Genomic DNA, 12,808 nt, shown 5'->3' on the forward strand with positions numbered 1-12,808 from the left:
CAGGGTGCTCACGCGGCGCTTTCGGCGGGGCTGTGCGGGTCGTCGGCTTCCGCGCGGCCGAGGCAGACGATGCCGGCCACGATCAACACCGCACCGAGCAGATGGTGCAGCGTCAGCGGCTCGTTCAACAGCCACGCCGACAGCAGCAGCACGCTGATCACTTCCAGGTGCGAGGCGGCGAATGCGGGGCCGATCGGCGCATGCCGCAGCAGGCTCATCCAGGTGAAGAACGCACCCACGTAGCCGAGGATGGCGCCGTACACCCACGGCTGCGACAGCACGCGCAGCAGCCACGCAGTGTTGGCCTCGACCGGCAGCGCGGCATCGCCGGCGTACTTGAAGCACAGCTGGGCCAGCGTGTCGAAGGCCATCAGCAGCGGGAAGCCGATGACATACAGGCGCCTCATGAGCCGGCCCCCACCACCGCCACGCCCGCCGTGACCAGCAACATGCCGGTCACCCGCAGCGGCGTGAGTTTCTCGCGGAACAGGAAACGGCCGGCGATCATCAGCGCGACGATGTTGATCGAGCCGAGCAGCACGCCCTTGGACAACGGCACCAGCGACAGGAACGCGATCCAGGCGACAAACTCAAGCACGTAGCAGGCGATGCCGATCCACAGCCAGGGGCGGCTGAGCATGTGTTTCCAGCGTTGCAGTCCTTCGCCTTCCTGCGGATCGCTGGCGGCGGCCTTGAAGGCGAGCTGGCCACCGGTATCGAGTACCACATTGGCCAGCCACAGCAGCGTGGCAAGTGCCCCCATTTCAGGCCACCGCCTTGAGCACGCCTGTGCGTTCACCGATCTCGGTGAAGAAGCGCGCGCTGCGGCGGATCACGTCGCGGCGTTCGCGGTCGATGGTGATCATGTGGTAGCTGTCTTCCAGCACCACCAGTTCCTTCGGACCGCTGACCCGCGACATCACCAGCTCGGCGTTGCCCATGCTGGCCACGTCGTCTTCGCGGGCGTGCATCACCAGGCACGGTGCGGTGACCTGGTGCAGATGGCGTCGGGTCCAGTTGCTCAACGCACGCATCTCGGCCAGCGCATGCCAGGGGTTGCCCGGTAGGCCGGCGGCGGCGCTGTCGCCGGACAGCATGGCGGCGCTCACCTGCGCACGCAGGCGCTCGTCACGCAGGCCGTACGGCGGTTCTTCCATGAACATGCGGTCGCGGCCGATGTTGAAACGCTTGAACCACGGCAGCAGGAACGAGAAGCGGGCTACGGCGGGAATGTTCCAGCCGTCGTAACGGAACGTGGCGCCGTACACGCCGACCCCGGACACCCATTCCGGGCGCCGGGCAGCCAGGGCCAGCGACAGCACCGCGCCCATCGACAGGCCACCGACGTACAGCTGGTCGACCTTGCCGCGCAGGGTTGCCGCCGCATCTTCCACGCCCTGGTACCACTGTTCCCAGGTGGTCGCCAGCAGGTCATCCACGGTGCCGCAGTGGCCGGGCAGCTGCACGCCGTGCACGGTGAAACCGGCGTTGTTCAGCCCTTTGCCCAGCATGCGCATTTCCGCCGGGGTGCCGGTCAGGCCATGGACCAGCAGCACGCCCTGTGGGCCACCGGGGAGGAAGAAGTCGTGCGATTCGGTCACCTGGCGGCTCCGGGACGGCAGTGGGGATGGCAGGATCGCAAGCGCGATTTTCGCCAGCCTTTCAGCGCCCCGGGCCGGGTCAGGGCGCCTTCAGCAGCGGCAGCGTGATGGCGACCTTCAATCCGCCACCGGGGCGGTTCAGGAAGCTCAGGCGGCCGCCGAAGTGCTCCACCGCCTCATGCGCGATGGCCAGGCCGAGGCCGGTGCCGCTGGCAGCGGTGCCCGGCGCCCGGAAGAAGCGCTCGCCCAGCCGTGGCATCACGTCGTCGGGCACGCCGGGACCGTTGTCTTCCACATACAGTTCGACATCATTGTCGTCCAGCGCATGCACGCCCACCGTGACCGTCGCATTGCGGCCGGCATAACGAAGGGCGTTGTCGATCAGGTTGTCCAGCGCCTCCTGCAGCATGGCGCCGTTGCCGAGTACACGCAGCGGATGGGGGCTGCCGCGGTAGCCCAGATCGATGCCATCACGGATTGCTTCCGGTACCCGCATGCCGACCCACTGCGGTACCAGAACGCCCAGATCCAATGCCTCGACCGTTTCCGGCACGGTCTGTGCCCGGCTCAGCGCCAGCAGCTGGGTGCTGACCCGTGCCGTGCGCTGGTTGAGCCGGCGGATGTGCTGCAGTGCCTCGCGCACCGTGTCCGGGTCGCCGTGCGCCAGCGCCTGGTCCACGTGCAGTGCCATGCCCGCCAATGGGGAGCGCAGCTGGTGCGCGGCATCAGCGATGAAGCGGTTCTGCAGGGTGATCATTTCCGCCTGGCGCGCGAACAGATCGTCGATGGTGCTGATCAGCGGCTGGATCTCTTCCGGTACGTCGGCATCGGAGATCGGCGCCAGTTCGCCGCGGCGCTGCGCCAGGCGGGTCCTCAGCGGGGTCAGGATGCGCAGGCCGTACGTCACGCCGAACCAGACCAGCGCCGCGGTACCCAGCGCCAGCATGGTCATCAGCGGGATGATGATCATCAGGATCTCGCGCGCACGCTGCCGGCGGTCGGCCATGCTCTCGGCCACGGTCACCGCCAGCTGGTCCTGCGGATCGTTCATCGCCTGCGTGCAGACGGTGGCCATGCGCACCTGCTGGCCATTGAGGTTGCCGTCGTACAGCGCCGGATGCACGCCGGTGCAGTCCTGCGAAGGGGCATACGGGCTGAAGTCTGCATTGCCGCTGAGCGTACCCATGCGGCTGCTGTCGACGTTGAAATAGCGATGGCCGTCGGGGTCGTACTCGATCAGGAAGCGCGCCTGCGGAGACAGGTCGCTGGTCACCGGCATGGTGCTCAGCATCTGTGCGAACGAATGCGTGTCGTCGATCAGGTTGCGGTCGTGGATGCGGTTGGAATAGTCCAGCGCAACGTAATAGGCCAGGATCGTGTTGAAGGTGAGCAGGCCCAGCATCGGCAACGCCAGGAAGGCGAGCAGGCGCCGGCGCAGGCTGGGCGGTCCACTGATCACGGGGTGCCGTCGTCCTGCGCGTCTTCCAGCATGTAGCCCAGCCCGCGCACGGTGCGGATGCCCATGCCGCCGGGCTGCAACTTCCGGCGCAGGCGGTGCAGGGCGATGTCCAGGCCGTTGTCGGTGAGGTCCTGGCCCCAGTCGCACAGCGCTTCCACCAGTTGCGCGCGCGACACGATGCGCTCGGCGCGTACCGCCAGTGCCGACAGCAGGCCGAACTCGCGCGCGGTCAGTTCCAGCGACTGGTCGTCGATCCACACCCGATGCCCGGCCAGGTCGATGCGCAGGCGGCCGATGCGCAGGTCCGGATTGCCATTGCTGGTGACCCGGCGCAGCTGCGCACGCACGCGCGCTTCGAATTCGTCCAGTGCGAACGGCTTGACCAGGTAGTCATCGGCGCCAAGGTCGAGCACGCGCACGCGCTCGGCCAGGCCATCGCGGGCGGTCACCACCAGCACCGCCAGGCCATCGCCGCGCTGGCGCAGGCGTTGCAGAACGTCGCGGCCATCCAGCTGCGGCAGGCCCAGGTCCAGCACCAGCAGCGCGTACTGGGTCGAGCCCAGCGCGGCGTCGGCGTGCGCGCCGTTGTCGACGTGGTCGACCACATGGCCCTGCCGGCGCAGCGAGGCGCACAGGCCGGAGGCGATATCCGGGTCGTCTTCAGCAATCAGAACGCGCATGCGCGGGGGCTCCTGTAACGGTCTGGCCCGCCGGATGGACGGGGGGGCCTCTCTCGGCTGCCGAGGGTAGCCGCAAACCGGGTGAAGGTGGAGCGCGCCGGCGCCGTCGGTCACGGTCGCGCTTTCCGTCCATTCAGTCCTGCACGCCCGGCTCGCCCTGCGCCAGCGGCACCCGCGAACCGTCCAGCAGGCCACGGCTGAGTTTGCCATCTTCGATGAACAGCAGTTCGCCGTTCTCGCCGTTCTTGATGCTGCTGTCGATGGCGATCACGCGGTCGCCATGGAAGCTGCTGACGTGCGGCATCGAAGTGTGGCCGACCACGATGCGCGCGAGCTGCAGGCGGTCGAGCACCTTCTGCACTCCTGCGGTGTCGAGGCGGCCATCGAAGTAGCCGCGGTACCAGATCGGGCTGGTCTTGCCGTCATACAGCGGTGCGGTGGCCGGGTCGGCCTTCACTTCGGCCTTGGGCAGGCCGAGCGAGGCCTGGTAGGCCGCATTGGTGCGCGCCGGGTCCAGCGCCAGCTGTACTGCTTCGGGCGAAATTCCGCCGTGCAGGAACAGGGTGTCGCCGATCTTCAGCAGCACCGGGCGGGTGCGCAGCCACTGGCCGATCACCGAGTCGGCGCCATACAGCTGCGGGTAGCTGCGCCCCAGCAGCTGGGCACTGCGCAGGTACTTCGGGTTGACGTAGCGCAGGTCGTCGTACAGCACCATGGTCTCGTGGTTGCCAAGCACGAAGTGCACCGCGCCACCGGCGGCAGCCGCCTGTTGCTGCAGGCCATACAGCAGCCAGAACGCTTCGGTCACCTGTGGGCCACGGTCGAACACATCGCCGGCGATGACCAGGGTGTCCTTGCCCAGCGCCCAGCGGTCCTGTGCGTCGATCACCTTATTGGCGCGCAGCAGGCGCACCAGCAACCCGTACTGGCCGTGGATGTCGGACAGCGCAACGATGCGCGGCACGGCCGGCAACACGGAGATCGAAGGTGCATTGGGTGCAGCCACGTGCACGCTGTGTTCGTAGCCGCAACGCGGTGCGATGTCGGTGCCTGAGGCCTGCGTGGCAAGCGTGTGCGACTCGACCTTGTCGTCGCAGATCCATCTGGCCTGCAGCTGGTTGCCCTGGCGGAACACATAGGGGCCATCGGCCTGCACGTGGTCGGCGGGCGCGGCAACCTCGCGGGCCTGCGTGGTTGCTGTGACGCAGGCCAGCAGGGGTAACAGCAGGGCGGTCAGCAGGGAAGGGCGATCGCGCGACATCGGGGGCATCCAGCGGCGGAAAAAACCGATGCTAACCGGCGCGGGCGTTCGTCGGTGTGCGCGAATGGGCGGGTCAGGTGTCGCGCCCGTCGTCCTTGAGTTTGCGTACGCGGGTGGCGGCGGGCTGAAGCGGCTGGCCGTCGCGCCCGCGCGGCTGCATGTAGGGCAGCGGCCGCCGCGTCGCCAATTCGATCAGCTGTGAATGGGCTTCCCCCATACCGAAGCGATGGCGCTCTCCCCACTGGCGCAGCGCGACCAGCAGCGGGAACAGTTCCTGGCCGGCGACGGTGAGCACGTACTCCTGGTAGACCGATCCATCGGAGGCCGGCCGCAGCTGCAGGATGCCGGCCTCGACCAGCCGGCGCAGGCGGTCGCTGAGGATGTTGCGCGCCGCGCCGAGGCTGCGCTGGAAATCACCGAAGCGGGTGATGCCGTCGAACGCGTCGCGGATCACCAGCAATGCCCAGCGGTCACCGAGCAGGTCGGCACTGCGGGCTACAGGACAGGGACTGTCGGCGTGCATGCTGGGTACCTCCGAATGTGGTTGCAGTTTAAAACCAATGGCGATAGCCTGCATCTGGTTTCAAATTGCAACTACAAGATGAGTGCCGCATCTCTTCCCCGCCCGCTGCTGGTCCTGCTTGCGGTTGCCGCCGGCGCCAGCGTTGCCAATGTCTACTACGCGCAACCGCTGCTGGATCAGCTTGCACGCGCCTTTGCACTGGACCGGGCCGTGGCCGGCGCGGTGCTGGCTGCCACCCAGGCCGGCAGCGTGCTGGCGTTGCTTGGCCTGCTGCCGCTGGCGGACCGCGGTGACCGGCGACGCCTGCTGCGGCTGCAGCTGATCGCACTGGTGCTGGCCCTGTTGTGGCTGGCGGCGTCGCGCACGGCGAGCTGGCTGTTGTCTGGCATGCTGCTGGCCGGATTGCTGGGCACGGCGCTGACCCAGGGCCTGATCGCCTACACCGCCACGTTGGCACCGCCCGAGCAGCGCGGTCGCATGGTTGGCGTGGTGCAGGGCGGAGTGTTCATCGGCCTGCTGCTGGCGCGCGTGGTGTCGGGTACGGTGGCGGCGGCCTTTGGCTGGCAGATGGTCTACCTGCTGTCCGCGGTGGTGATGGCGGCATTGGCGGCGCTGCTGTGGCAGCGCTTGCCCGCAGTACCGGTGCCGTCGGTCCCTCCACGCTGGCATGAGCTGCTGGGCTCGATGCTGGACATGTTGCGCGAAGATCGAACGCTGCGCGAGCGCGGTCCGCTTGCGCTGCTGCTGTTTGCCGGGCTCAACGTGTTCTGGGCGGCGGCACCCTTGCCGCTGTCGGCCCCGCCGCTGCACTGGTCGACCGCAGCCATCGGCGCGCTCGGCCTGGCCGGCGTGGTCGGTGCGTTGATGGCGGCGCGGGTCGGGCACTGGATGGACTGCGGTTTCGCACATCGGGTCAGCCTCGGTGCGCTGTTGTTGATGCTGGTCGCGTGGTGGCCGCTGCTGGGCCTGCCGCAGTCGCTGTCCTTGCTGCTGCTGGGTGTGATCGTGCTCGACCTCGGCGGCCAGGCACTACATGTCTCGAACCAGGCATTGCTGCTGCGTGCACCGGCAGAACAGCATGGGCGCCTGGTGGCGTTGTACATGCTGTTCTATGCGGTGGGCAGTGGTGCAGGAGCGGCGGCGGGGCCCTGGATGCAGGTGCGGCATGGCTGGCCTGCCGTGTGCCTGCTGGGGGCAGGCATCGCGTTGCTGGCGCTGCTGTGGTGGGCAGCATGGCGGGTGGTGGCGGTGAAAGCAGCGGCTGGCGCTGGTGTCGGTGGCGTCGGCTGTCGGTAGCGTCGACCGTTGGTCAACTGCTCTTGCCGCGGAGCGCGAAAAGCCCGCGCTGCGCGTGATAGTCGACTGGCAGTCGACTCTACACATGGGTTGCCTGCCGCGCAGCGTTACCGCTGCAGCGCGCGCCGCCCGGGGGCCTCCTGCAATGCCTCGCTGGCCACCACCACGCGGTTGCGGCCGCTGCGCTTGGCCTCGTACATCGCGGCGTCGGCACGTGCCATCAGCCGCTCGTAATCCGGATGACCATCGTGACCGGCCACGCCGATGCTGGCGCTCAGTTCCAGCACCTGGCCATTGGCCAGCGCTACCGGCGACTGTGCGATCTGCCGGCGCAGGCTCTCGGCGATCACGGTCGCCTGCGATTCGCTGGCGGCCACCAGCACCACCACGAATTCTTCGCCGCCATAGCGGAACAGGTAGTCGCTGCCACGCGTGAGCTGGCCGAGCAGGCCGGCCACATGCTGCAACGCGCGGTCGCCGGCATCGTGGCCATGGCCGTCGTTGATTGCCTTGAAATGATCCAGGTCGAGCAGCAGCAGCGAGAACGGTGTGCGGTTGCGCGTGGCCAGCTCGATTTCCCGGCGCAGCACGGTGGGCAGGAAGCGGCGGTTGAGCAGATTGGTCAGGGCATCGCTGCCGGCATCCAGTTCGCCGATGCGCTCGAACAGCAGTGTCATCAGGGTGCGGATGGCGGCCAGGTCCTCGCGTATGGCCGGCAGCACCGCCAGTCGCTGTGCCGGGGCATCGCCGCTCGCGCGCTGCAGGTGGCCGTCAATGCGGGCCATCAACTGGCCCACCTGCTGCGTTTCGCTGCTTTCGCCGAAGCTGGGGATGCCCTTGTGGGTGAACCACAGGCCGAACTCCGAGGTGGCCAGGCTGGCGTTGTCGCTGGCCTGCACATGACCGGCGAGTGCGTAGAGCAGGGCGTTCTCCCAGTCCAGCAGCAGTGCGCGTTGACGCTCGCGTTCCGTACCGACGTTCTGTACCAGCGAGAACAGCCGGTAGGCGGCGTCGGCACGGGTGGAGCGCTCGCGCGCATGGGTGTAGGCCAGGGTCATGCCTTCCATGGCGATGTCCATGATCGCGCTGAGGCAGTCGATGGCGGCGAACGCGGTCGCGCTGTCGGGCGCGTCGTCGCGCAGGCGCACGAACAGCTCGTGCTTGAGCACGCGCGCACCGCGGGTGACCAGGTCGACCGGGATGCCGACCCGCGCGTGTACGTCGCCGATCACCCGCTGCGAGGCGACGGTGGTGGCGATGCCGGAGGCGTCGGTGGTCAGCAGTTGCACCAGCCAGCGCTGCATGGCCGGCTGCAGGCGCTGCTTGACCTGGTCGTGGGACAGGAAGCGGCGTGCACGCCCGTCCTGCAGCAGCACTTCGTAAAAGCGCTGGGCCAGCGCGGGTGGGGCATCGGTGGCAGCGGCCCCGAGCAGCGCGGTGGCGGCAGGGCCGGCCTGCAGCAGGCAATGCTGCCAGGCCTCGGCCAGCGGCTGGCTGGCATCGTCCAGTTGGGGTGGTTCCACGTCGATCTCTGACTGCGTACGGCAAACCACGGGTATCGGCCGCGGCGGCGTACGGTTGATGGCAGGTTGGCCGGCCAGTTTACGCGCGGTGCAGGGTTGCACGGTGCGCAAACCACATCGGCGCCGCTGCGGCAATGAGTGAACGCATTTGAGAATCACTCGCATTGGTGGGAGAATGCGCGCACGGAACGGGCTGCAGGTGCCTGCAGCCCTTTCCGCCTCCCCCCTCGTCGTTGCCTCAAGCCCTTTGCCAGAGGCCCCGTAGCCCTGCCAGAAGGTCCTGATCATGTCTCCTGCCGTTGTCCTTTCGCCGCGCCCGCTGGCGCTTGCCGTTGCCGCCCTGCTGGCGGGCAGCGCCCTGACCGCCCAGGCCGAAACCGACGCCACCGATATCGACACGGTGCACGTCACCGCCTCGCAGATCGCGCGCCAGGCACTGGGTACCTCGACCATCACCGCCGAGGACATCGCCCGGCGCCCGCCGGCCAACGACATCGCCGAACTGCTGCGCACCATGCCCGGCGTCAACCTGACCGGCAACAGTGCCTCGGGCCAGTACGGCAACAACCGCCAGATCGATCTGCGCGGCATGGGCCCGGAAAACACCCTGATCCTGGTCGATGGCAAGCGCGTCGGCGCACGCGATGCTGTGCGCATGGGGCGTAGCGGCGAGCGTAATACCCGCGGTGACACCAACTGGGTGCCAGCGGAAATGATCGAGCGCATCGAAGTGCTGCGCGGACCGGCAGCGGCACGCTATGGCTCGGGTGCTTCTGGCGGCGTGGTCAACATCATCACCAAGCGCCCGACCGGTGACCTGACCGGTGCGGTCGACCTGTATGGCCTGGTGCCCGAGCACAGCGCCGAAGGCGGCAGCGAGCGCGTCGGCCTGCAGCTGAGTGGGCCGATGACCGACACCCTGTCGTTCCGCCTGTACGGCAATCTCAACAAGACCGACGCCGATTCGCTGGAACTCAACCGTGACTTCGCGACCAATCCGAACGCGGTGCCGCCGGCCGGCCGCGAGGGCGTCAAGAACCGCGACATCAACGCGCTGCTGCGCTGGGACGTGACCGCCAACCAGGTGGTCGAGTTCGAAGCCGGCACCAGCCGCCAGGGCAACATCTATGCAGGTGACCGCGCGGTCAGCACCACCGGCACCTCGACACCGATCGATCTGGGGGCCTTGGCCGAGCAGCAGGCCGAGACCAACCGCATGTACCGCAACACCGGCGCGATCACCCATCGCGGCCGCTGGGGTGATGTGACCTCGCGGGTAACGGCGGCAGTGGAGGCGGTGAACAACTCGCGCATCAACGAAGGCCTGGCCGGTGGCCCGGAGGGCAGCTTCAACGGCACCGACTGGTCGACCTCGCGCCTGCGCAACTACCAACTGGACGGCGAAGTGAGCTTCCCGACCACGCTGGGCGGCGCCGAGAACATCTGGACGCTGGGCTTTGAATACCTGGACAGCCGCCTGACCGACCCGTACTCGATGAGCCAGTCCAGCAGCAGCGGCGGCGGCATTCCGGGGCTGTCGGCCGATCGCGCGCGCGGCAAGTCCGATGCGCAGACCACCGCCGTATTCGTCGAAGACAACATCTACCTGGGTGAGCGCTGGATCGTCACCCCGGGCCTGCGCTTCGATCACCACAGCCAGTTCGGCAACAACACCAGCCCCAGCCTCAATGCGCAGTTCCGCATCAACAGCGACTGGGTGGTGAAGGGGGGTATCGCCCGTGCATTCAAGGCACCGAACCTGTACCAGTCGAATCCGGACTATCTGTATTACACCCGTGGCAATGGCTGCCCGAATGCACTGCCGAGCCTGGGCGCCGGCTGCTACATGCGCGGCAACGCGGACCTGAAGGCGGAAACCAGCCTGAACAAGGAACTGGGCATCGAGTGGGCACCGCAGAGCGGCTGGCAGGCGTCGTTGACCTACTTCCACAACGACTACAAGGACAAGATCCAGGCCGGCTACACCCAGATCGGGCTGACCGCCGACACCAAGGGCCGCATCTTCCGCTGGGAGAACGCACCCAAGGCGATCGTGCAGGGGCTTGAAGGCAACCTGGTGATCCCGCTGCTGGGCGAGCAGGGCAGCCGCCTGAAGTGGAGCAACAACTTCACCTACATGGTCGAGAACGAGAACAAGACCACGCGCCAGCCGCTGTCGGTGATCCCGAAGTACACCATCAACACCATGCTGGACTGGCAGGCCACCGACAAGCTGTCGCTGCTGCTGACCGGCACGTTCTACGGCAAGCAGGAACCGGCCACCACCAACATCAACAACGACCCGCGCTGCACCGGCACCTGCGACCCGTCGATCGCACTGCAGGATCGCGGTGCGTACAACATCTGGGGCGTGAGCGCGCGCTACAAGGTGACCGAGACGGTCAGCTTCGGCTTTGGCGTCAACAACCTGGCCGACAAGCGCCTGTTCCGCGAGGCCAACAGCAGCGATGCCGGTGCGGCGACCTACAACGAGCCGGGTCGCGCGTACTGGGCCAGCCTGCGCTTCGGGTTCTGACCCCAGGCCGGCGTCGTTCCACGGGGCTCGCCAGGCATGCCTGGCGGCTCCGGACCGGTACGCCTGCAATGTTATAAACATCGTAATAGTCTCCCCCGCCAGCACGGCGTAGCCTGCACCGCATCGCAAAGGAGCTGTTGCCATGGGCCACGACCACGATCACCTGCCATCCGAGATCCGCCACGAGAAACCCTTGTGGTGGGCGCTCGGCCTGACCTCCACCTTCCTCGTCGTCGAGGTGGTGGGCGCGTTCTGGACCAACAGCCTGGCGCTGCTGTCCGACGCGGCGCACATGGCCACCGATGCGCTGGCGCTGATGATCGCGCTGGTCGCGGTACGGCTGAGCCGTCGCCCGCCCGACGCGCGCCGCACCTACGGCTATGCGCGCCTGGAAGCGCTGGGCGCGATGATCAACGGTGCGATGCTGTTCGTGGTCGCCGGGTACATCCTGTGGGAGGCCATTGGGCGTTTCCGCGAGCCGCAGGAGATTGCCTCGTCGGGCATGCTGGTGATCGCCGCGGCGGGCCTGGTCATCAACCTGATCTCGATGCGCCTGCTGCAGGCCGGCAGCGGCGAGAGCCTCAACGTGAAGGGCGCCTACCTGGAAGTGTGGGCGGACATGCTTGGCTCGGTGGCGGTGATTGCGGGTGCGCTGTTGATCAAGTGGACCGGCTGGAAGCCGATCGATCCCATCCTGGCGGTGCTGATCGGCCTGTGGGTGCTGCCGCGCACCTATGTGTTGATGCGTGAGGCGATCAACGTGCTGCTGGAAGGCGTGCCCAAGGGCATGGACGTGGCCAGGGTACGTGACAGCCTGTCCGGCCACGCTGCGGTACTGGATGTGCATGACCTGCACGTGTGGGCGCTTGCTTCCAGCACCCCAGCGCTCACCGCGCACATCGTGATGCGCGACGGCACCGATGCCGATGCGCTGCGCCGTGAACTGGGCGGGCGCCTGCACGATGACTTCGGCATCGAGCACGTGACACTGCAGATCGAATCGGACCACTGCGGCGAAGCCTGTGGTGAGCCGGTGCCGGCCAAGGGCGGCGAGCACGAGGGCCATGAGGGCCATGACCACGGCGAGGACGCGCAGGGCCATCGCGGTCACGTGCATCGCTGATCGAAGGTGACGCGCGTGCCGGGAGATGCCCGGCGCAGCTATTCGTCCCGTCGCGAGGCGAGCCGATCCGCCAGCCGGGTCGGCTCCGGCAGCCGGTAACCGCGCAGGGTACGCTGCACCCAGGTCAGCGCGGTATCGGCACTGACCCGATGGCCACCGGCCACGAACAGCGGCTTGCAGCGCACCTTGCTGCGCAGCACCCAGCCCAATTGTTCATCGCCCTCCAGCAGCGGCGTATGTGCACCGGCCTCGGCGCCCGGCTCGACGAACCGGCCCACCAGCTTCGACTTTGCGACACCGATGCTCGGCAGGTCGGTGACCACGCCCAGATGCGCGGCCACGCCCAGCCGGCGCGGATGGCTGATGCCGTGGCCATCGACGAACGCCAGGTCCGGCGTGCGCGGCAGCAGCGCCAGCGCGGCCAGCAGCGCCGGCAGCTCGCGGAAGCTGAGCAGACCGGGGATATAGGGCATCACCGTAGGAATCCGCGCGATCTCCTGCGCCACGGGCTGCAGCGTCTTCGCGTCCAGCAGCACCGCCGCGGCGCGGGTGATGGCGCCGTTGTCCTCGAAGCCGACATCCAGCCCGGCCAGCCAGCGCACGTTGCGTGGCAGGCGGTCCTGGCGCTCCACGCGGCCGGCCAGCTGCAGTTGTTGCGCGCGAGCGGCGGCGACGCTGCCTTCCCAGCGTCCGGGATCGATCACCGTATTCATTGGCCGCAGCATCGCATGCGCGGCGCCACGGCCCGGTGAGTGGCGCCCGGGGCTACAATGGCGGCCTGCCTTTCCTCGCGTTGGAGACCCTGC

At 67.9% G+C, this 12,808-nt stretch carries 12 protein-coding genes; 3 read left to right on the forward strand and 9 right to left on the reverse strand.

The window, feature by feature from the left end:
- Window positions 1-8: 8 nt before the first annotated feature.
- From AC5P8D_RS08315 to AC5P8D_RS08345, 7 genes are all read right to left on the reverse strand, one after another.
- Window positions 9-407, reverse strand: a complete 399-nt coding sequence (locus AC5P8D_RS08315) for a DMT family transporter (RefSeq protein ID WP_019337581.1) — start codon at window positions 405-407, stop codon at window positions 9-11.
- Complete coding sequence (locus tag AC5P8D_RS08320) at window positions 404-763, reverse strand: EamA family transporter (RefSeq protein WP_012479558.1); 360 nt, start codon at window positions 761-763, stop codon at window positions 404-406. Before AC5P8D_RS08320 ends, AC5P8D_RS08315 begins: the two co-directional genes overlap by 4 nt.
- Window position 764: 1 nt before the next feature.
- Window positions 765-1,601 carry an alpha/beta hydrolase gene (locus AC5P8D_RS08325; protein WP_049455640.1) on the reverse strand — a complete coding sequence of 279 codons (837 nt, stop codon included), beginning with the start codon at window positions 1,599-1,601 and terminating at the stop codon, window positions 765-767.
- Between the two features lie 79 nt (window positions 1,602-1,680).
- Window positions 1,681-3,060 carry a sensor histidine kinase gene (locus tag AC5P8D_RS08330; protein WP_010483178.1) on the reverse strand — a complete coding sequence of 460 codons (1,380 nt, stop codon included), beginning with the start codon at window positions 3,058-3,060 and terminating at the stop codon, window positions 1,681-1,683.
- Entirely contained in the window at window positions 3,057-3,740 is a 684-nt protein-coding gene (locus AC5P8D_RS08335; RefSeq protein ID WP_019337583.1) for a response regulator, read from the reverse strand. Before AC5P8D_RS08335 ends, AC5P8D_RS08330 begins: the two co-directional genes overlap by 4 nt.
- Window positions 3,741-3,873: 133 nt before the next feature.
- The gene (locus AC5P8D_RS08340; protein WP_495203233.1) at window positions 3,874-5,001 is read right to left on the reverse strand and encodes a metallophosphoesterase; all 1,128 of its coding nucleotides are present in this window, start codon (window positions 4,999-5,001) and stop codon (window positions 3,874-3,876) included.
- A 73-nt stretch (window positions 5,002-5,074) separates the two neighbouring features.
- Window positions 5,075-5,524, reverse strand: a complete 450-nt coding sequence (locus AC5P8D_RS08345; protein WP_164191035.1) for a winged helix-turn-helix transcriptional regulator — start codon at window positions 5,522-5,524, stop codon at window positions 5,075-5,077.
- A gap of 78 nt (window positions 5,525-5,602) precedes the next feature.
- Between AC5P8D_RS08345 and AC5P8D_RS08350 the strand changes: the two genes are divergently transcribed.
- On the forward strand, window positions 5,603-6,820 hold the full coding sequence (locus AC5P8D_RS08350; protein WP_159359926.1) for an MFS transporter: 1,218 nt from the start codon (window positions 5,603-5,605) through the stop codon (window positions 6,818-6,820).
- 107 nt (window positions 6,821-6,927) lie between these two features.
- Here the strand turns inward: AC5P8D_RS08350 and AC5P8D_RS08355 are convergent, their stop codons facing one another.
- Window positions 6,928-8,343 carry a GGDEF domain-containing protein gene (locus AC5P8D_RS08355; protein WP_329921664.1) on the reverse strand — a complete coding sequence of 472 codons (1,416 nt, stop codon included), beginning with the start codon at window positions 8,341-8,343 and terminating at the stop codon, window positions 6,928-6,930.
- 286 nt (window positions 8,344-8,629) lie between these two features.
- On the opposite strand from AC5P8D_RS08355, the gene AC5P8D_RS08360 reads away from it, so the two are divergent.
- Window positions 8,630-10,879 (forward strand): FepA family TonB-dependent siderophore receptor, encoded by a 2,250-nt coding sequence (locus AC5P8D_RS08360; RefSeq protein WP_171954044.1) that lies wholly within the window; start codon window positions 8,630-8,632, stop codon window positions 10,877-10,879.
- Window positions 10,880-11,021: 142 nt separating this feature from the next.
- Complete coding sequence (locus tag AC5P8D_RS08365) at window positions 11,022-12,002, forward strand: cation diffusion facilitator family transporter (protein WP_171954045.1); 981 nt, start codon at window positions 11,022-11,024, stop codon at window positions 12,000-12,002.
- Between the two features lie 38 nt (window positions 12,003-12,040).
- Here the strand turns inward: AC5P8D_RS08365 and nfi are convergent, their stop codons facing one another.
- Window positions 12,041-12,715 (reverse strand): deoxyribonuclease V, encoded by a 675-nt coding sequence (nfi, locus tag AC5P8D_RS08370; protein ID WP_019337588.1) that lies wholly within the window; start codon window positions 12,713-12,715, stop codon window positions 12,041-12,043.
- Window positions 12,716-12,808: the final 93 nt, after the last annotated feature.

It is taken from the genome of Stenotrophomonas sp. YJH_SMC_101-4, assembly GCF_059370395.1.